This window comes from Streptococcus cristatus (genome assembly GCF_003943815.1).
GTDB classification, from domain to species: domain Bacteria; phylum Bacillota; class Bacilli; order Lactobacillales; family Streptococcaceae; genus Streptococcus; species Streptococcus cristatus_F.
In genome coordinates this window covers 140661-161188 of record NZ_RJNA01000005.1, presented here as the reverse complement: position 1 = coordinate 161188, position 20528 = coordinate 140661, and the positions used below count along the sequence as shown (strand labels likewise).

Genomic DNA, 20528 nt, shown 5'->3' with positions numbered 1-20528 from the left:
TTGGTCTGCGGACTATCTTTTCTTTATTTTGCTTTTCCGACAAGAATGGTAGCTGCAATGGTCACTTGGGTGAGGTCAGTCCAGTCAATCTGGTCTTGCTCAACGTGAAAGAGGAGTGGTGTCATTGCTAAAAGAGCGGCTCTACTTTCGGTAGTCAAGGAGTGGCTAGACTCAACATTGATTTCAGAGATTATATCGAAGTGCTCTTGGAAATGCTGGATGACTTCTTGGTTAGAGTAATCCTTGTTACTGAGTTGAGGCGCGGCTTTTTGGCGAATTTCCTGAAGGTGGCGCTCGGTGGGGATGACCTTGATGAGTAGGGCATTGTCAGACATGACTCTCCGAAATTCCTGATAATTGGCTGGGGAAAAGATGTCTAAAATGATGTCCATGCTGGCATCTTGTAGCGGCAGCTTGGCCAAATCACCAACGAACCAATTGACTGCGAAAGTGCTGTCGCTCCTGGCCGCCAACTGGATGGAATCCTTTGAAATATCAAAAGCATAGAAGGTTTTTTGTGGATGGGTTTCCTGGAGTTTACGAGAGTAGAAGCCCTCACCGCAGCCAATATCTAAGACTGTTTTGGCAGATTCTGAGCTAGCAAGTAAGTTCGAGACAGCTTCTAAGATAGCTTGGTAAAATCCTGCTTCTAAAATCAACTGCCGATTTTGAAAACTGGCCTTATCGTAGTCTTTGGGTTGTTTGATTTGGGGTGCTAGATTGACATAGCCAAACTTGGCCAAGTCATAAGAATGCCGATGTTGGCATTTAAGGCTGCTATCCATCAGCTGCAGCTCTTCCTTGCAGATGGGACAGGCAAAAGCGGTCGCTGTGGCAAAACGCTGGAGTTTGGGTTTGAGGTTTGTATTCATAGTTTAAGTGTATCAAAAGAGACAAGTGAAAGCAACTTTAGGAGTAAGTAGATGGGAGATTCAGTAGAAATAAAACTAATTCTCCAATTTATAAAATGAAATTGCTTTTATATCTAAATTTCTATATAATAATGATAAGGAGGAAATAAGTATGTTAAAAGAAGTATTAACCGTTGCAAAAGTTGCGAAAAAATCTTCACTATTTTTGGGTGGTGTCGCATTTGGTACCCTTGGCTTGAAAATCTTAGCAAGTAAGGAAGCTAAAAAAGGTTATTCTAAAGCTTTGGCTAAGGCTTACAAGTTGAAAGACGGGCTAGATGCATCTGTTTCTGTTGTAAAACAACACGGTGATGATGTTTTACAAGATGCTAAATATTTATACGAACAGGAAAAGAAAGAAGAACAATTAGATAGCCTGATAGGAGAATAATATGTCTTTTAAAGTGCTATATAGAGGATATCAACATATCCGACTATCATCTTCTTTTTCATTGACCTTGGATATTCAAGACTATCTTCGTTCCTTGGCGAGAGATGAAAAGGGAATTGAGTCTATCCAGTTTTATATGGATCAACAGCACTTTACTCTACGTATAAAAGAAGGCTTCTCCGTATTAGACAATGCAGAAGCCTTTTTAAAAAGAATTGATAAAGGGAAAGTTTCTGAGTTGATGACTCTTCCCATTCGTAGAGAAGAGAGTGCTTATTCTATTGTTTCAGGTGCAGCGGTTAAGCGTGTACTTTTTCGTAGTTTTGTGCCGTATCCTATTCGCTATATATGGACTTGTTATCAGGCTTTTGGCTATATTAGAGAAGCCTATCAAACACTAGCGCGTAAGGAACTAACGATGGAAGTCTTGGACTGCTCGGCGATTTTATTGTCCTTGTTCATGAATCAATCCAAGACTGCTAGCAACATCATGTTTATGCTTGATTTGGGGAATCATTTAGATCAGTGGTCCTTGAAAAAAACTGCAACAGATTTAGAACAGAGTCTTCTTGCAAAAGAGAGCGATGTATTCCTAGTACAGGGCGATACGGTTGTTAGTATCAAGAGTTCCGATGTTCAAATAGGAGATGTTTTGGTCTTATCTCAAGGAAATGAAATTCTGTTTGATGGACAAGTAGTTTCAGGTTTAGGTATGGTCAACGAAAGTTCCTTGACGGGAGAGAGTTTTCCAGTTGAAAAAAGAGAGTCTAATTTGGTTTGTGCAAATACAGTATTAGAAACTGGAGAGTTACGCATTCGTGTAACCGATAATCAGATGAACAGCCGGGTTTTACAACTGATTGAGTTGATGAAGAAATCTGAAGAAAACAAGAAAACGAAACAACGCTATTTCATCAAAATGGCGGACAAGGTCGTCAAATATAATTTCTTGGGGGCTGGGCTGACTTACCTATTGACAGGTTCTTTTTCTAAGGCTATTTCTTTCCTATTGGTCGATTTCTCCTGCGCTTTGAAAATCTCTACTCCTGTAGCTTATTTGACAGCTATCAAGGAGGGGTTGAACCGTGAAATGGTGATTAAGGATGGAGATGTTTTGGAGAAATATCTGGAAGTTGATACTTTCTTGTTTGATAAGACGGGAACAATCACAACTAGCTATCCGATAGTTGACAAGGTGTTACCTTTTGGGGACTATAGTGAGGAAGATATTCTCAGAATCAGTGCCTGTCTTGAGGAACACATTTATCATCCTATTGCTAATGCCATCGTCAAGCAAGCTGAGATAGAGGGGATTGAACATGAGGAAATGCATGGGAAACTCCAATATATCGCAAGCAAGGGGATCAAATCTCATATAGATGGCCAACCAGTTCTTATTGGGAATTATGTCTTGATGCAGGATGAGCAGATTCATATCAGTTCAGAACAAAATGCTTTAATTGAAGAGTACAAGAGTCACTACAATCTCTTATTCTTGGCTTATCAGAATGAATTGATTGGAATGTTCTGCATTCATACTCCTTTGAGAAAAGAAGCAAAAACAGCCTTGGATAAACTTAAGGCACAGGGGAAAAAATTGATTCTGGCAACAGGGGATACCTCGGTTAGGACAGAGGAATTAGTCAAAGATTTGCCCTTTGATCAGGTATATACAGACTTGAAACCTGATGGGAAATTTGAATTGGTGCAGGAGTTACAGCAATCTGGTCATACTGTCTTAATGGTCGGAGATGGCCTGAATGACTCGGCAGCTCTAACCCTTGCGGATATTGGTGTTGTGATGAATGAAAGTGCAGATATTTCTAAGCAAATGAGCGATATATTATTATTAGATAATCGCTTGGATTTTTTTGAAGAATTAGACTCTCTGTCATCGTCTTTGCAAAAACTGATTCAGAAGAATATCCAAGAAACCGTCGTCGTAAATAGTAGTTTGATTGGCTTTGGTTTATTTAACTGGCTTAGTCCTTCCAATCTTTCTATCTTACATAACCTCACAACTTTGCGAATTGTACTTCGTAGTCTTTCTGTTAAGAATAGATAAGTAAGAAGATTTTAATCTACTATGAGCAAAAAGGAGTTATCTCAGAGAAGAGTAACTCCTTTTGTTTGTGTGGATAAATTTTGAATGTTTTAGTATGTAAGGACGAAGTATTTCTTCTTACCACGGCGGATAACAGTAAGTTCATTCTCTAACTTATCTGCGTCGCTCAAGACATAGTCAAGGTCTTGGATGCGGTCGCCGTTGACGTAAATTGCTCCGTTTTGAACATCTTCGCGGGCTTGGCGTTTTGAGTTGACTACGCCAGATGACACGAGGATTTCCACGATGTTAAGATTTTCGTCGGCTTGAACTTGGTAGTTTGGTACTCCACGAAGTCCTTGTTTGAGTTCTTTGACAGAAAGGTTTTTGATGTTTCCAGCAAAGAGTTGCTCGGTAATATTGAGGGCTTCCTTGTAGGCTTCTTCACCGTGAACAAGAGTCACGACTTCACGAGCGAGGATTTTTTGAGCCAAGCGTTCGTGTGGAGCTGCTTCGAATTGTTTGCGGATGTCTTCAATCTCATCCAGTGACAAGAAGGTAAAGATCTTCAAGAAGCGAACAGCGTCAGCATCCATGACGTTCATCCAGAATTGGTACATTTCGTATGGAGAAGTCTTGTCAGCATTGAGCCAAACAGCATTTCCTTCTGACTTACCAAATTTCTTACCGGTCGCATCAGTGATAAGGGGAACAGTGATGACGTGACCTGTCTTGTCAGCCTTGCGACGAAGTAATTCGGTACCTGCTGTCATATTGCCCCACTGGTCAGAACCACCGATTTGCAGGGTAACATTGTGGTCTTGGTTAAGGACAAAGAAGTCGTAACCTTGCATGATTTGGTAGGCAAACTCAGTGTAAGAAATCCCTGTTTCAATCCGTTTTTTTACGGATTCCTTGCTCATCATGTAGTTGACAGTGAAGTATTTACCAACATCACGGAGGAAGTCAATGAAGCTGATGCTGCCAAACCAGTCGTAGTTGTTGACCATGACAGCTTTGTTATCACCATTTTCAAAGTCAAGAAAGCGTGACAGTTGGCCTTGGATAGACTGAACCCAGCCATCAACGGTTTCCTTGGTTTGCAGGCTACGCTCTGCATCTTTAAAGGATGGGTCGCCAATCAAACCTGTTGCACCACCGACGAGGGCATAAGGCTTGTGACCAGCTAACTGTAAGCGGCGGCTGGTCAAAATAGCCACCAAGTGACCTAAGTGCAGACTGTTTGCTGTTGGATCATAGCCAGTATAATAAGAGACCTGCCCTTCTTCTAAGGCTTTACGCAAAGCTTCTTCATCCGTAGTTTGAAAAATTAAACCACGCTCTTTTAGCTCATCAAAAATGTGCATAGTTGTCTCTCCTTTTCTAAGATAGCAAAGATTTTGCCCTTGCTCAATTATTTTTTGTCTTATCTTTCTATTGTATCACAAACGCGACAAATAGCAATGAGTAGCCAGAAAATAATTCTTGTAAAAGCGCTAGAATTAGCTCTTTCTTGATATAATCTGCTGATGTTTGCTATAATAGTCGAGAAGGAGAATCTATGTTGAAACCATTTATAAAAAAGTTAAAACAGTTTGGTAAGGGGGAGCCCTCACCTGCTAAGACGTCTAAGTCAAAAGGAGAGACTTGGTCGGTACTGGATATTGTTTCCGTTATTTTTCGGACAGTAAAACTACTCTTAAATGTCGCTTTTGTATTTATCTTTTTTGGAATAGTATTGGGAGCTGGACTCGGATTGGGCTATGCCGCCAGCCTTTTTAGTGATGTCTCTGTGCCGAAGCAGGAAGAGCTGGTAAGTCAGGTTAATAAAATTTCTGGGATTTCCAAGCTGACCTATGCTAATGGAGAGTTGATTTCTGAAATCGATAATGACTTGTTGCGGATCCCAGTTGCCAGCGATGCGATTTCTGATAATGTCAAAAATGCTATCATTGCGACGGAAGATGAGAACTTTGAAACTCATAATGGTGTTGTGCCCAAGGCGGTTCTGCGGGCAACCTTAGGTTCTGTAGTTGGAGTTGGTTCATCCAGCGGGGGCTCGACCTTAACTCAGCAGTTGATCAAGCAGCAGGTCGTGGGGGATGCTCCGACTTTCAAGCGGAAGGCAGTAGAGATTGTTGATGCCTTGGCTTTGGAACGCTATATGTCTAAGGATGAGATTCTGACTGCTTATTTGAATGTAGCACCTTTTGGTCGGAATAACAAAGGACAAAATATTGCTGGAGTGGAAGAAGCAGCTCAAGGGATTTTTGGTGTATCAGCCAAGGAGTTAACCATTCCGCAGGCTGCGTTTATTGCAGGATTGCCTCAGAGCCCGATTGTCTATTCGCCCTATGCCGCTGATGGCAGTTTGAAGAGTCCAGATGATATGGCTTTAGGTCTAGAGCGGGCTCGGAATGTTTTGTATAATATGTACCGTACAGGTCGACTGAGTGAGGCAGACTATCAGCAGTACAAAGACTATGATCTGACGCAAGATTTTAAGCCGACTGAGAGCCTTCAAAAGAGCTCGCATAGTTACCTCTACCATACAGCTTTTTCAGAAGCGCAGACGGCCATGTATCAGTATTTGATTCAGCGAGACAACGTATCCCAGCAAGAATTAAAAAATAATGCAACGGTTGAAGCCTATCAGGAGTTGGCTCGAAAAGAGCTGAGCGAGGGTGGTTATACGGTCACAACAACCATCAATCATTCTATTCATCAGGCGATGCAGAATGCAGTTGCCAACTACGGTGGTCTCTTGGATGATGGGACAGGAATGGCCGAGGTTGGGAATGTCCTTCAGGATAATAAAACAGGAGCCATTATTGGTTTTGTCGGTGGTAGAGACTATAGTTCTAATCAAAACAACCATGCTTTTGATACGGAAAGATCTCCGGGTTCGACTATCAAGCCGATTTTAGCTTATGGGATTGCCATTGATCAAGGGCTGATGGGAAGCGCAAGTGTCCTTTCTAATTATCCGACGAATTTCTCTAGCGGTGAGCCAATTATGCACGTGGACAGTCGCGGGACAGGTATGATGGACCTGCAGGAAGCCCTCAATACTTCTTGGAATATTCCAGCTTATTGGACCTATCGTGCACTTCGTGAGAAGGGTGTGAATGTCCGAGGCTATATGGAAAAAATGGGCTACCATATTGACAACTACGATATTGAAAGTCTACCAATGGGTGGGGGAATCGAGGTTTCGGTTGCTCAGCACACCAACGGTTTCCAGACCTTGGCTAATAACGGTTCTTATCAAGAAAAGTATATGATTGAAAAGATCACAGCTCCAGACGGCAAGGTAGTTTATGAGCATAAGGCAAAACCAGTTCAGGTTTATTCGCCTGCTACTGCAACGATTATGCAAAGCTTGATGCGGGGTGTGCTCAACTCTGGTGCAACTACGACCTTTAAATCAAGAATTAGTCAAGTCAATGGCACCTTGGCAGGCGCAGATTGGATTGGTAAGACAGGTACAACCAACAGCAATGGTGATATGTGGCTCATGCTTTCTACTCCTCGGATGACTCTTGGAGGCTGGATTGGTCATGATGACAATACTTCTATGGCTGCCCTGACAGGCTACAATAATAATGCGACCTATATGGCCTATCTAGCCAATGCCATTTATGAGGCGGATCCAAGTGCCTGGGGAATCGGAGAGAAGTTCAATCTTGATTCGAGCGTTATCAAGTCTGATGTTCTCAAGTCTACTGGAGAAAGACCAGGAACCGTCACAATCAATGGTCGCTCCATCAATCTAAACGGTCCGACTGTTCCTAGCTACTGGGCTAAGAATGGCGCTCCAACGACGAGCTATCGCTTCGGCATTGGTGCATCAGATGCGGATTATCAGAAAGCTTGGGGAGCAATCTTGGGTGGTACAGCTGGCAACACCAATCGTAATAGCCAATGAGAAATTGCCTAACAATTAGAACGAAAGGTAGGGAATGCTAGATGTCAGGGAAGATTTCTTCAGATACTATCGCAGCAAGTTCCGCAATTAGTGAATTAGTAGGAGTGGATACTTCAGCCTTCAGGAACAATCAAGTTGAATTTGGTTATACAAGTGATATTGCTGGAATGGAAGCTGGTCGTCAAGCCTGCAATCAAATGTTGCAGGCTGTCAGTGACTTCAGTTCGGCCGTCTTAACTCAGGCTAATAAATTTCCAGAAATTGCTGCAAAAATTGAGAAACGCGATATAGAGCAGGCGCAACGTTGGAGCAACTGATGATAAAAGATAAAAATCAAGAAAAACGTGAACAATTATATAAGCAAATCATCCAGCTTGAGAATCAAGAAGAAGATCTTTTAGTTATCAAAAGACGTTACGAAGAGAAGGTAATGGATTTTCGTGCAGATATCTGGACGATAAATGCCCAAATAGAAAACTTGATAGATCCCGTATCAGAGACAAGCCATACCAATCGTAAAATATGGGAAGAAAACCAAGCCTTGCAACAAGCAATTGACAGCTACGTAGAGCAAGAGTTGGACAATGTTTCCAAACAAACAAGGAAAGTTCGGCAAAAATTAGATGAAAATCGAGAAAGATTGACGAAAGAAAGGAACTCTTTACCATGGGAGTAAAGTACAGTGCATCGGAGTCTTCACAGCTGATGGAGGCTATGGCTAATAATATTCAAGTGGCCAATGAGGTAACAGACCGATTGTCTCAGGGATGTGACCACCTAATAGCTACTCTAGACTCTGGAGAACTCATGGGAGCAGCCTATACAGCAGGTAAGGGTCTTTTTTCAGAGATTATCATTCCTGCCATTAAGAAGCTACAGGCTGCAGTGGACGACATTCAAACGGAGTTAAATTCATATAGGATTGCCGATGCTCAGGTATCAGAGTATGGAAACCTCGATCTGGATCAGCTGAAAAAGACAAAAGAATTGCGAGAGAAACAGCTAGCCTCTATCAAAAAGGCTATTGAAGCTAAAGAATCATTCTTAGAGCGGATGAAGTCTATTGCTACATTTAATATCGTTTCTCATATGGAGTCTCTAGTGATTCTTTCTAGTGCAGAGTCGCAAATTGAAACACAAATTAAAGAGTTGGAAGAGAAGATTGAAAAGCTGGAGTTCTTTGTCGCTCAAGTTTCTCAATATTTCAGTGATAGTCTAGAAGTTCTTCGTCTAGCTATCCAAGGAGCCACACAACTAAGTGAAATCATTGTCGATAGTGATGGCAACTACTATGCGGACGGTGTGGACATGAATTGGGTCAAGAAGATGAAAGAGCAGAAGATTGAAAGTATAAAATATGATTCTTCTAAGAAAACCAAAGACTTGCATAAAGAGTATCAAAGTATTTTAGACAAGTTGAAAAAGGGCAAAGAGCTGAGCGATAAGGAATTTGAAACCCTAGAATCTTATGCTCGACGTTATCCGAAAGTTCAGTTACCAGAAATTGTCACCAACAAGCTGAAGACAGAAGCTGCTAATAGAGCTAATCCAAAGAAACTACAGGAAAAGGTTGAGAAAATCAAAAAGAGTGATAAGACTTCAATTGAAAAAGCAGACCAAATCGTCAAAGCTTATGAGGATTATCTGTTTTATAATAATAGAGAAGCCTTTGAAGAGTATTGGCGAATACGTAGTGCATACAATGGTAAGTGGGATCCATACTCAGATAATCCATTTATTAGAGAAGCTGAGGGAATTATCTTGGAATCAGTAAATAGAGAAAATATAAGAAAAATTGTAGCAAGGATGGGAGACGATGTATTAGATGTTAAAAAAATAGAGGATAAAAAGAAATACAATTTGATTCAAAGGGGTAGAAGTACATGGAAAAGCCCAGGAGATAATGGTTTAGTAGATAATGCCATAGCTGTCGGTTCACAGTGGGGAGCTCTTCCTGCTGATAATTTAAACTTTATGGAGTTGGTGAACACAGGCCAGCCTTTGGATTTAAAAACACGAGTTTATAGAGAAGATTACCCTTTTTCAATTTGGAGTCGGCAATGGGAAGAAGGAATGGAGTCTGACTACCTTGGGAATTATCTTTTTGGCTATGTTGGTAAAGGTTATTTAGAATCTAGTGATACATATTTGAAAGTTGGTGCAGGAATGGCTCAGGGATGGTCAGATAAGAATCCTTTGAAATATTTAGAGAACGTTATTAATGGAAATTATGGAGATAATCCAGGAGATGCTAAGACAATTCAAGATGGTATTAATGATTATAGGGAGAATTACAAATGACCTATAGTAAGAAAAAAATCTGGAAATTAGGCTGTGGCTTGCTAATATTAATCCTAGCAACTAGCATTTTTGGACTATATTTATGGGCAAAAAACATTGGTAAGTACACTCTGCAACCAGGTCAAAGTGTTAAATTGAAAGTTTTTTCTAAAACAGAGCAGCTGGAGTATCATTCGGAATTGATTTTAGAAAAAAAAGATGACGCTAAATTAAAATTATCGGGCCGAAAAGGCTGGGGGATGAAAGGAAGTAATACGGTTTATAATGTTGAGAAGCGGTCAATAACTGAGATTATTATTTCTAAAGATGGAACAGAGCGCAAAGACTTACCGAATGATAAGAGTAAAAGTATCTATTTAGAGAGTGATGGAATAGTGGTTCAAGGGGAAATAAAGGAAGTATTTGGGGTGACGGAAGAAACCCCCTACACCATCACCATCACCAATGTAGACAATAAACCGGCCAAATTTGAGGCTCAAGTGGTGGATAGGTAAGGTAGAGCGCTGGCAACAACTTAGAATTAGCAATCAAGTTACAGACCGACTGCCTAAAAGAGCGTGACTACCTAATAGTTACTCTAGCCTTTGGAGAACTCTTGTAAGTAGCCTATATACAGCAGGTGGACAATTTATCAAGCACGGGAAAAGATGGGATTTCTTATGGAAACCAGATACGGATGAGCATAAAAAATCAAAAGAAGATTTTTATGATTATTTGAAGCGAGGAGAAGATAAGAATGTCGGTACGTAAAAAAATAATAAGCATCCTACTTTTGATAATAACTGCTTTTGCCATTTGGTTGCTCTTTTGGTCAGATGATAAACCTGAACCAGATTTTTCCTCTGCCAATAAAATTGAATTACTGGCAAGTATCCTCGCAGGTAACAACGAGGATATTATCCGAGATGCTGGCTATGGAATTCCGGATGACCCAGTGATTCGCCGATGGGGGATAAATAAACTTAAAATATCTGGGAAATTAAACTTGGATGTACGCCCACCGACTAGTTTGGAAGACAGTGAGCTTCTAGTTCTTTTTTCTACTATGATTAACGGTAAAGAAACAGATGTAGCGTTTTTCTTAGATAAAAAATTGAATTTAATTGATTCGAGTTATGAGTCCATAGAGGAAAATGATACTGGGAAAAAATTGAGATAGATGAGACTCAAGAAAAAGAGTTACTACATCAGGTTCAAACAGAATTAAATCAGTTCTTTGAAAAAATGAAACAGCAGCTAGCTTCTAAATAGGAAATATAATAAAAGAATCATAAAATAAAGATTCGGAAGGCTGTTGATGAGCCGCTCTGGGAAGAATTGGATAGGAAACATGAAGGATACATCAAAATCCATGGTGAACATGTTCATGACGACGAGGAAGTGGATGAGAGCGGCTTAAAATAAGCATGCTTCTATTTCAAGATTAAAGATGAAAGTGTCCTGAAAATTATATAAAACTACTTGAATTTTTATATAATTATGGTATAATAGTATCAATAATTTGTCGTGTGCTTTAATTGAAATATTGTCCGATTAAAGCTTGCAGCAGTTAAATCAAACTTTTTATAAGTCAGATTTAGCTGCTCTTTTTGTGTCTATTTTTCAGAATTCTAAGATTTGTAACGCAAACTTAAAGATTCTAAAAACTTAGCAAAAGGGACTGATTGTAGCTGTTTTGACGAGAGTCAATGGCGTAGAAGGGGTCTCCCCTTGGTAAGAGTGAAGAAGAGTGTGATATGAGAGGCAAATGGTTATTATTTTAATAATCAGAAAATCTCAATTCTCTCCGATTTCCTCCCTCTGTACTTTATAAAAAAGGAGTTAGAAACTTGGCAGGACATGACGTTCAATACGGGAAACATCGGACCCGTCGTAGTTTTTCAAGAATTAAAGAAGTTCTTGATTTACCAAACTTGATTGAAATTCAAACAGACTCGTTTAAAGATTTCTTGGACCATGGTTTGAAAGAAGTCTTCGAGGATGTGCTTCCTATTTCAAACTTTACCGACACCATGGAACTGGAATTTGTCGGCTATGAAATCCGTGAGCCTAAATACACGCTGGAAGAAGCTCGTATCCACGATGCTAGCTACTCAGCGCCAATCTTTGTGACTTTCCGTCTGATTAACAAGGAAACTGGTGAAATCAAGACTCAGGAAGTCTTCTTTGGTGATTTCCCAATCATGACTGAAATGGGAACCTTCATCATCAATGGTGGTGAGCGGATTATCGTATCCCAGTTGGTGCGTTCTCCAGGGGTTTACTTTAACGATAAAGTTGACAAAAACGGTAAAGTTGGCTACGGCTCAACCGTTATTCCTAACCGCGGAGCTTGGTTGGAGCTAGAAACAGACTCAAAAGACATTGCCTATACTCGTATTGACCGGACGCGTAAAATTCCATTTACGACCTTGGTTCGTGCACTTGGTTTCTCGGGCGATGATGAGATCTTGGACATCTTTGGTGACAGCGACTTGGTGCGCAACACCATCGAAAAAGATATTCACAAGAACCCAATGGACTCTCGTACGGATGAAGCTCTGAAAGAAATCTATGAGCGCCTTCGTCCAGGTGAGCCTAAGACGGCTGAAAGCTCACGTAGCTTGCTTGTGGCTCGTTTCTTTGATCCACATCGCTATGACTTGGCTGCCGTTGGTCGTTACAAGATTAACAAGAAGCTCAACATCAAGAACCGCCTGCTCAATCAAACATTGGCAGAACATTTGGTAGATGCTGAAACAGGTGAAATTCTTGTCGAAGCTGGTACAGTCATGACCCGCAGTGTGATTGACAGCATTGCAGAGCAACTGGACAATGGTTTGAACAAGATCACTTATATTCCAAACGACTCAGCTGTCTTGACAGAGCCTGTGGAATTGCAGAAGTTCAAGGTTGTCGCACCAAGCGATCCAGACCGTGTTGTGACCATTATTGGCAATGCGAACCCATCTGACAAGGTTCGGACTGTAACACCAGCTGATATCTTGGCTGAAATGAGCTATTTTCTCAACTTGGCAGAAGGTATCGGTCGTGTGGATGATATTGACCACTTGGGGAACCGTCGTATTCGTGCGGTTGGTGAGCTTTTGGCTAACCAAGTTCGTCTCGGACTTTCTCGGATGGAGCGTAATGTTCGCGAACGGATGAGCGTTCAGGACAATGAAGTGCTGACCCCACAACAAATCATCAACATTCGTCCAGTAACTGCAGCTATTAAAGAATTCTTTGGTTCTTCACAATTGTCACAGTTCATGGACCAACACAATCCGCTGTCTGAGCTTTCCCACAAGCGTCGTCTCTCTGCCTTGGGACCTGGTGGTTTGACACGTGACCGCGCTGGTTATGAAGTGCGGGACGTGCACTATACTCACTATGGTCGTATGTGTCCGATTGAAACGCCTGAAGGACCAAACATCGGTTTGATCAATAACTTGTCTTCTTATGGGCACCTTAACAAATACGGATTTATTCAAACGCCTTACCGTAAGGTGGACCGTGAAGCTGGTGTGGTAACCAACAAAATCGTTTGGCTGACAGCTGATGAGGAAGATGAATTTATCGTAGCGCAGGCAAACTCTAAGCTTAATGAAAAAGGTGGCTTTGCAGAGCCTATCGTTATGGGACGCCACCAAGGTAACAACCAAGAATTCCCATCAGACCAAGTAGACTACATGGATGTATCGCCTAAGCAGGTAGTTGCCGTGGCGACAGCATGTATTCCTTTCTTGGAAAATGACGACTCCAACCGTGCCCTCATGGGTGCCAACATGCAACGTCAGGCTGTGCCTTTGATTGATCCAAAAGCGCCTTATGTTGGTACTGGTATGGAATACCAAGCTGCCCACGATTCTGGTGCAGCGGTTATTGCCCAGTATGATGGTAAAGTTACTTACGCAGATGCTGACAAGGTAGAAGTTCGCCGTGAAGATGGTTCACTAGACGTTTATCACATCCAAAAATTCCGTCGTTCAAACTCAGGAACTGCCTACAACCAACGCACCCTTGTAAAAGTTGGCGATGTTGTTGAAAAAGGCGACTTTATCGCTGACGGACCTTCTATGGAAAATGGAGAAATGGCGCTTGGACAAAACCCAATCGTTGCCTACATGACATGGGAAGGTTACAACTTCGAGGATGCCGTTATCATGAGTGAGCGTCTGGTGAAAGACGATGTCTACACCTCTGTTCACTTGGAAGAATACGAATCAGAAACCCGCGACACCAAGCTTGGGCCTGAAGAAATCACTCGTGAAATTCCAAACGTTGGTGAAGATGCCCTTAAAGATCTTGACGAAATGGGTATTATCCGTATCGGTGCGGAAGTTAAGGAAGGCGATATCCTTGTAGGTAAAGTGACACCTAAGGGTGAAAAAGACCTTTCAGCTGAAGAGCGCCTCTTGCACGCTATCTTCGGCGACAAGTCTCGTGAAGTTCGTGACACTTCTCTTCGTGTACCACACGGTGCCGATGGTGTCGTTCGCGATGTCAAGATCTTTACCCGCGCTAATGGTGACGAGCTACAATCTGGTGTCAATATGCTGGTACGTGTCTACATTGCTCAAAAACGTAAGATCAAGGTCGGAGATAAGATGGCCGGACGCCACGGAAACAAAGGGGTTGTATCCCGTATCGTTCCTGTAGAAGACATGCCTTACCTTCCAGACGGAACTCCAGTCGATATCATGTTGAACCCACTCGGGGTACCATCCCGTATGAACATCGGTCAGGTTATGGAGCTTCACCTTGGTATGGCAGCGCGTAATTTGGGTATCCACATTGCGACACCAGTCTTTGACGGAGCTAGCTCAGAAGATCTCTGGGATACTGTCCGTGAAGCTGGTATGGATAGCGATGCCAAGACGATTCTTTATGACGGCCGTACTGGTGAGCCATTTGACAACCGCGTTTCTGTCGGTGTCATGTACATGATCAAGCTCCACCACATGGTTGACGACAAACTCCACGCCCGCTCAGTCGGCCCTTACTCAACCGTTACCCAACAGCCACTCGGAGGTAAAGCTCAGTTTGGTGGACAACGTTTCGGGGAAATGGAAGTTTGGGCCCTAGAGGCTTACGGTGCGTCAAACGTTCTTCAGGAAATTTTGACCTACAAGTCTGATGATATCAATGGTCGTCTCAGAGCCTATGAGGCCATCACCAAAGGGAAACCAATTCCAAAACCAGGTGTGCCGGAATCCTTCCGCGTCTTGGTAAAGGAATTGCAGTCTCTCGGATTGGATATGCGTGTGCTCGACGAAGATGACAACGAAGTAGAATTGCGTGATTTGGATGAGGATATGGATGAAGATGTGATCCATGTGGACGATTTGGAAAAAGCACGTCAAAAACAGGCTCAAGAAGCGAAAGCAGCTTTTGATGCTGAAGGAAATGAAGAAAAATAATTCGTCGCTGATTAGATAAATAAGAAAGGTAAGAAATAGTGGTTGATGTAAATCGATTTAAAAGTATGCAAATCACCCTAGCTTCTCCAAGTAAGGTCCGTTCATGGTCTTACGGAGAAGTGAAGAAGCCTGAGACAATCAATTACCGGACCTTGAAGCCAGAACGTGAAGGCCTCTTTGACGAGGTGATCTTCGGGCCAACCAAGGATTGGGAGTGTGCCTGCGGTAAGTACAAACGGATTCGTTACAAAGGGATTATTTGTGACCGCTGTGGTGTCGAAGTAACACGGACTAAGGTTCGTCGTGAGCGTATGGGCCACATTGAGCTCAAAGCACCGGTTTCTCATATTTGGTATTTCAAAGGAATCCCAAGCCGTATGGGCTTGACTCTGGATATGAGTCCGCGCGCCCTAGAAGAAGTCATTTATTTTGCGGCTTATGTGGTGATTGATCCTAAGGAAACACCACTGGAGCATAAATCTATCATGACTGAGCGCGAGTATCGTGAGCGCCTCCGTGAATATGGTGCAGGTTCATTCGTTGCCAAGATGGGAGCAGAAGCGATCCAAGACTTGCTGAAACAAGTGGATTTGGAAACAGAAATTGCGGCTCTCAAGGAAGAATTGAAAACAGCTTCTGGTCAAAAACGAATCAAGGCTATTCGTCGATTGGACGTTTTGGATGCCTTCTACCGCTCTGGCAATAAGCCAGAATGGATGATTCTCAACATCCTGCCAGTCATTCCACCAGATCTACGTCCAATGTTGCAGTTGGATGGTGGCCGCTTTGCCTCATCTGACTTGAATGACCTCTACCGCCGTGTTATCAACCGGAACAACCGTTTGGCTCGTTTGCTTGAGTTGAATGCACCAGGTATCATCGTTCAAAATGAGAAGCGGATGCTGCAAGAAGCGGTGGATGCTTTGATTGACAACGGTCGTCGTGGTCGTCCGATCACAGGTCCAGGTAGCCGTCCACTTAAGTCTTTGAGCCACATGCTCAAAGGGAAACAAGGTCGTTTCCGTCAAAACTTGCTGGGTAAACGGGTTGACTTCTCAGGACGTTCCGTTATCGCTGTTGGTCCGACATTGAAAATGTATCAATGTGGTGTGCCACGTGAAATGGCGATCGAGCTCTTCAAGCCGTTTGTCATGCGGGAAATTGTTGCTCGTGATTATGCACAGAATGTGAAAGCTGCTAAGCGCATGGTAGAGCGTGGCGATGAGCGCATCTGGGATGTCTTAGAAGATGTTATCAAAGAACACCCAGTGCTCCTTAATCGCGCACCGACTCTTCACCGTTTGGGTATCCAAGCCTTTGAGCCAGTTCTGATCGACGGTAAAGCTCTTCGCTTGCACCCACTGGTCTGTGAAGCCTACAATGCCGACTTTGACGGTGACCAAATGGCCATCCACGTCCCATTGTCTGAAGAAGCGCAAGCTGAAGCTCGTATCCTCATGCTGGCTGCTGAGCACATCTTGAATCCGAAAGACGGAAAACCAGTTGTAACACCATCTCAGGATATGGTCTTGGGTAACTATTACCTGACCATGGAAGAAGCAGGTCGTGAAGGTGAAGGTATGGTCTTTAAAGACCGTGATGAAGCTGTGATGGCCTTGCGTAATGGCTATGTCCACTTGCACACTCGTGTAGGTATCGCGACAGATAGCCTCAATAAGCCATGGACAGAAGATCAAAAACACAAGATCCTCATGACCACAGTAGGTAAGATTCTCTTCAACGATATCATGCCAGAAGAGCTGCCTTACCTGCAAGAGCCAACGAATGCTAACTTGACAGAAGGCGTTCCAGCTAAATACTTCTTGGAGCCAGGTAAAGACATCAAGTCTGCTATTGAAGCTCTAGAGCTGAATATTCCGTTCAAGAAGAAAAATCTAGGAAATATCATCGCTGAAATCTTCAAACGCTTCCGCACGACAGAAACATCTGCCCTGCTGGACCGCTTGAAAGACTTAGGTTACCACCATTCTACTCTGGCTGGTTTGACAGTGGGTATCGCTGATATCCCAGTTGTTGAAGACAAGGCAGAGATCATTGAAGAGTCTCACAAGCGTGTAGACCAAATCACCAAGCAATTCCGTCGCGGTATGATTACCGATGATGAGCGCTACAATGCAGTTACTGCTGAGTGGCGTGCTGCCCGTGAAAAATTGGAAAAACGCTTGGTTGCCAACCAAGATCCGAAGAACCCAATCGTTATGATGATGGACTCTGGAGCCCGTGGTAACATCTCTAACTTCTCACAGCTTGCCGGTATGCGTGGTCTGATGGCTGCGCCAAACGGACGTATCATGGAATTGCCAATCCTTTCAAACTTCCGCGAAGGCTTGTCAGTACTCGAAATGTTCTTCTCAACTCACGGTGCCCGTAAAGGTATGACCGATACGGCCCTCAAGACAGCCGACTCAGGTTATTTGACTCGTCGTCTGGTTGACGTTGCTCAAGATGTGATTATCCGTGAAGACGACTGTGGTACAGATCGTGGACTTCTTATCACTTCTATCACAGAAGGCAAGGAAATGATCGAGTCTCTGGAAGAACGTCTCAATGGTCGTTACACTAAGAAGACGGTTAAACATCCAGAAACTGGTGCTGTCATTATTGGTCCAAATGAATTGATCACCGAAGACAAGGCGCGTGAGATTGTCAATGCTGGTGTTGAAGAAGTGACGATTCGTTCCGTATTTACATGTAACACTCGCCACGGTGTCTGCCGTCATTGTTACGGTATCAACTTGGCGACTGGTGATGCGGTTGAAGTCGGTGAAGCAGTCGGAACCATCGCTGCTCAATCTATCGGGGAGCCTGGTACACAGCTGACCATGCGGACCTTCCACACGGGTGGTGTTGCCTCTAATACCGATATCACACAAGGTCTTCCTCGTGTCCAAGAAATCTTTGAAGCTCGCAATCCGAAAGGGGAAGCGGTCATCACTGAAGTCAAGGGTGAAGTTACTGCCATCGAAGAAGATGCATCTACTCGTACCAAGAAAGTCTTTGTCAAAGGTGCAACTGGCGAAGGTGAATATGTGGTACCATTTACAGCCCGCATGAAGGTTGAAGTGGGCGACCAAGTTTCTCGTGGTGCTGCCTTGACTGAAGGTTCTATCCAGCCTAAGCACTTACTGGCTGTCCGCGATGTCTTGTCTGTTGAAACTTACCTGCTTGCTGAGGTACAAAAGGTTTACCGTAGCCAAGGGGTAGAAATCGGCGACAAACACATCGAGGTAATGGTTCGTCAAATGATTCGTAAGGTGCGCGTCATGGATCCAGGTGATACAGATCTCCTCATGGGAACTCTCATGGATATCACTGACTTTACAGATGCTAACCGTGATGTGGTTATCTCAGGCGGAGTGCCTGCGACAGCTCGTCCAGTCCTCATGGGAATCACCAAAGCTTCCCTTGAAACAAACAGCTTCTTGTCTGCAGCTTCCTTCCAGGAAACAACTCGTGTCCTGACAGATGCGGCTATCCGTGGTAAGAAGGATCACCTGCTCGGTCTCAAGGAAAATGTTATCATTGGTAAGATTATTCCAGCTGGTACTGGTATGGCTCGTTACCGTAACTTGGAACCACAAGCAATCAATGAAGTTGAAATTATTGACGAAGTTGTGGAAACAGCAGAGACTGAAGAAGTTGAAACAAGCGTAGAATCATAAGAGCTTGCTTAAGTTTACAATATAAAAGTCTATCGAGAGTGGGACAGAAATCGGTAATTCGTTAGAATTCGATTTCGTCGTCCCACCTCCGCACAGTTGAGTAGGGCTGTAAAAGCTGATGAAATCAGCGTAGTAGAGCCCACTCAACCACTGCGTCTTGCTCGACAATCCAAAGACAATTGAGAGGCTAGGACTTTTGTCCTAGCCTCTTTTTGCTAGGTGCACTGCATTGGTGAAGGTATAATAAAAATTGAAATTTTAGCGCTCTATTTTGCTGCCAGATTGAATCGAAAGCATAGGAAAGGAGCTTCCTAGTGAGCATGATGGCACATTTTTTGATTTTATATGGCTCTTAGCTGTACAGGAAGGGAAAAATTCGATATACTAAGTAAAAGGAGGAAGAAATGAAATTTTTTTTGCAAAAAGTAGAATATAGTTTACTGGCTTTGTTTTTAGCCGTCCAGACTCAAGTTCCTTTTGTGCTGATCCAGTTTTACAAAGGTCGAGATCAAAATTTTTCAATAGGATACACCTTGCTTGTCCTGATGGTTTATTTGCTGATTATTTTTTATGCCCTGCGAATGGCTAAAAAAGAAGGCTTACTGACCCTTGATTTTAGTTTTTTTAATTTAAAATCAGTAATCTGGTTAGTGTTATCCTATTTGGTAAGTATTGGAATTAATATCTTTGCAGCGATTATCATGGTTCTAGAGGGTCAATTTTCAGGAACGACAGCCAATCAAGTTGCTTTGCAAAACTTGTTTCAGAGTACGCCCGTTATTTTGCTTGTTGTGGGAGCACTTTTCTCAGCGCCAATTTTGGAAGAGATTCTTTTCCGTGGTTTGATCCCCCAAAAGCTGTTTCCAAAGCATGAGTTGATTGGTTTGATAGTTGGTTCTATTCTTTTTGGTTTTTTCCACGGACCGACCAATATCGGTAGTTTTATTCTTTATGCTGGCATGGGTGGCGTCTTAGCTTTAGTAGTTTACCAGACCAAGCATTTGGAAATGGGAATTTTAGCCCATATGCTACGAAATGGAATTGCTATTTTGGTGATGATCATCTCACAAAGTTAACGATATATCATTCATGGATGAAGAGGTCAGCTTGACCTCTTTTTTGACATTTCAGGGATAAAAAGTGACTTTTTAGGACAACGAGCCAACAGAGCGAATCTTTTGCTTTATAATGATAATTGTATCTTAGCTTTAGGGAGTGAAAAATATGCGTCTCAAATTTCAAAAATCTATCCAAATCTTATTAGTAGTTATGCTGCTTCAATCGGGTTTGTTGCTTTTGCTTCAGCCAATGACCAACCGCTTGGTTTTAGCAAGGCCCAGTTTGCTCTTTATCTCTCTCTTTTTGCTCATTCTTTTTGGGTATGCCTCTTACTTTTCTCGTGAGTGGTGGGATTTTAAGGTAGAGCTACGGGCTTCCAAGCGGTTTCAGCACTTACGTTGCCTTTATTTTTTAATGATTGCAAGCAATGCAGCGAGTCTTGTTCTCCTTTGTGGGCAGGCCAGTTTGGTGCAAGCACCCTTGCAGCAGCTAGTTTCAGACAGTTTTTTGGCTACCACCTTGCTGCTACTTGGCATGGATTTACTGGCTTTGTCGCCGCAGGTTAGCCAAAATAGGCAGATGAAATATGGGAAAAGTTGGGCTTTTGCCTTGGGAATCACTCTCTTTGCTTTCCTGAGAAATCCCGGAGAATCATCTTGTTTTCTGATTTATCTAAGTTTAGGCATGGCTTTTGTCCAGCTCTTAAAAACCTGGGTTAGCTCTCTGGAATTGTCCTTACTGGCTCATCTTCTTCGGAATTTACTTCTGATTCTCCTTTTGCCTTTCTGTTTGTAAAAAGTGTTTTCTTA

At 42.8% G+C, this 20528-nt stretch carries 14 protein-coding genes; 12 read left to right on the top strand and 2 right to left on the bottom strand.

The features are described from left to right. Positions 1-23: 23 nt before the first annotated feature. Positions 24-872, bottom strand: a complete 849-nt coding sequence (locus D8872_RS04820; RefSeq protein ID WP_125390153.1) for a methyltransferase domain-containing protein — start codon at positions 870-872, stop codon at positions 24-26. Between the two features lie 151 nt (positions 873-1023). Between D8872_RS04820 and D8872_RS04815 the strand changes: the two genes are divergently transcribed. Together D8872_RS04815 and D8872_RS04810 are read left to right on the top strand one after the other, a co-directional pair. Beyond that, the gene (locus tag D8872_RS04815; protein WP_000910910.1) at positions 1024-1302 is read left to right on the top strand and encodes a DUF6110 family protein; all 279 of its coding nucleotides are present in this window, start codon (positions 1024-1026) and stop codon (positions 1300-1302) included. A gap of 1 nt (position 1303) precedes the next feature. Continuing rightward, positions 1304-3367 carry a heavy metal translocating P-type ATPase gene (locus tag D8872_RS04810; RefSeq protein WP_125390152.1) on the top strand — a complete coding sequence of 688 codons (2064 nt, stop codon included), beginning with the start codon at positions 1304-1306 and terminating at the stop codon, positions 3365-3367. Positions 3368-3456: 89 nt separating this feature from the next. Here the strand turns inward: D8872_RS04810 and tyrS are convergent, their stop codons facing one another. Further along, on the bottom strand, positions 3457-4713 hold the full coding sequence (tyrS, locus tag D8872_RS04805; protein WP_125390151.1) for a tyrosine--tRNA ligase: 1257 nt from the start codon (positions 4711-4713) through the stop codon (positions 3457-3459). A 194-nt stretch (positions 4714-4907) separates the two neighbouring features. Here tyrS and pbp1b point away from each other — a divergent pair, with 194 nt between their 5' ends. The 10 genes from pbp1b to D8872_RS04750 all read left to right on the top strand — a co-directional run bounded on the left by pbp1b (position 4908) and on the right by D8872_RS04750 (position 20514). Further along, a complete protein-coding gene (gene pbp1b, locus D8872_RS04800; protein ID WP_376739490.1) occupies positions 4908-7274 on the top strand; it encodes a penicillin-binding protein PBP1B in 2367 nt (788 codons plus the stop codon). Positions 7275-7315: 41 nt separating this feature from the next. Continuing rightward, a complete protein-coding gene (locus D8872_RS04795; RefSeq protein WP_125388026.1) occupies positions 7316-7591 on the top strand; it encodes a TIGR04197 family type VII secretion effector in 276 nt (91 codons plus the stop codon). Then, positions 7591-7950 (top strand): hypothetical protein, encoded by a 360-nt coding sequence (locus tag D8872_RS04790; RefSeq protein ID WP_125388025.1) that lies wholly within the window; start codon positions 7591-7593, stop codon positions 7948-7950. The genes D8872_RS04795 and D8872_RS04790 overlap by 1 nt, the downstream gene beginning before the upstream one ends. Beyond that, on the top strand, positions 7941-9575 hold the full coding sequence (locus D8872_RS04785; protein WP_125390150.1) for a polymorphic toxin type 44 domain-containing protein: 1635 nt from the start codon (positions 7941-7943) through the stop codon (positions 9573-9575). Before D8872_RS04790 ends, D8872_RS04785 begins: the two co-directional genes overlap by 10 nt. After that, the gene (locus D8872_RS04780) at positions 9572-10069 is read left to right on the top strand and encodes a hypothetical protein (RefSeq protein WP_125390149.1); all 498 of its coding nucleotides are present in this window, start codon (positions 9572-9574) and stop codon (positions 10067-10069) included. The genes D8872_RS04785 and D8872_RS04780 overlap by 4 nt, the downstream gene beginning before the upstream one ends. Positions 10070-10311: 242 nt before the next feature. Then, a complete protein-coding gene (locus tag D8872_RS04775; RefSeq protein WP_260471670.1) occupies positions 10312-10734 on the top strand; it encodes a hypothetical protein in 423 nt (140 codons plus the stop codon). Positions 10735-11404: 670 nt separating this feature from the next. After that, positions 11405-14977, top strand: coding sequence for a DNA-directed RNA polymerase subunit beta (gene rpoB, locus D8872_RS04770; protein ID WP_125390148.1), 3573 nt, complete (start codon positions 11405-11407; stop codon positions 14975-14977). Between the two features lie 38 nt (positions 14978-15015). Next, complete coding sequence (rpoC, locus tag D8872_RS04765; RefSeq protein ID WP_125390147.1) at positions 15016-18660, top strand: DNA-directed RNA polymerase subunit beta'; 3645 nt, start codon at positions 15016-15018, stop codon at positions 18658-18660. Between the two features lie 404 nt (positions 18661-19064). Beyond that, entirely contained in the window at positions 19065-19736 is a 672-nt protein-coding gene (locus D8872_RS04755) for a CPBP family intramembrane glutamic endopeptidase (protein ID WP_125390146.1), read from the top strand. Between the two features lie 148 nt (positions 19737-19884). Further along, on the top strand, positions 19885-20514 hold the full coding sequence (locus D8872_RS04750) for a hypothetical protein (protein ID WP_125390145.1): 630 nt from the start codon (positions 19885-19887) through the stop codon (positions 20512-20514). Positions 20515-20528: the final 14 nt, after the last annotated feature.

Bases quoted from the DNA above. Each gene is read 5' to 3' on its own strand.
- D8872_RS04790 (WP_125388025.1), top strand. From the start codon at position 7,591: ATGATAAAAGATAAAAATCAAGAAAAACGTGAACAATTATATAAGCAA.
- D8872_RS04750 (WP_125390145.1), top strand. From the start codon at position 19,885: ATGCGTCTCAAATTTCAAAAATCTATCCAAATCTTATTAGTAGTTATG.
- D8872_RS04755 (WP_125390146.1), top strand. From the start codon at position 19,065: ATGAAATTTTTTTTGCAAAAAGTAGAATATAGTTTACTGGCTTTGTTT.
- tyrS (WP_125390151.1), bottom strand. From the start codon at position 4,713: ATGCACATTTTTGATGAGCTAAAAGAGCGTGGTTTAATTTTTCAAACT.
- D8872_RS04780 (WP_125390149.1), top strand. From the start codon at position 9,572: ATGACCTATAGTAAGAAAAAAATCTGGAAATTAGGCTGTGGCTTGCTA.
- D8872_RS04775 (WP_260471670.1), top strand. From the start codon at position 10,312: ATGTCGGTACGTAAAAAAATAATAAGCATCCTACTTTTGATAATAACT.
- D8872_RS04795 (WP_125388026.1), top strand. From the start codon at position 7,316: ATGTCAGGGAAGATTTCTTCAGATACTATCGCAGCAAGTTCCGCAATT.
- D8872_RS04810 (WP_125390152.1), top strand. From the start codon at position 1,304: ATGTCTTTTAAAGTGCTATATAGAGGATATCAACATATCCGACTATCA.
- D8872_RS04820 (WP_125390153.1), bottom strand. From the start codon at position 872: ATGAATACAAACCTCAAACCCAAACTCCAGCGTTTTGCCACAGCGACC.
- D8872_RS04815 (WP_000910910.1), top strand. From the start codon at position 1,024: ATGTTAAAAGAAGTATTAACCGTTGCAAAAGTTGCGAAAAAATCTTCA.
- D8872_RS04785 (WP_125390150.1), top strand. From the start codon at position 7,941: ATGGGAGTAAAGTACAGTGCATCGGAGTCTTCACAGCTGATGGAGGCT.
- pbp1b (WP_376739490.1), top strand. From the start codon at position 4,908: ATGTTGAAACCATTTATAAAAAAGTTAAAACAGTTTGGTAAGGGGGAG.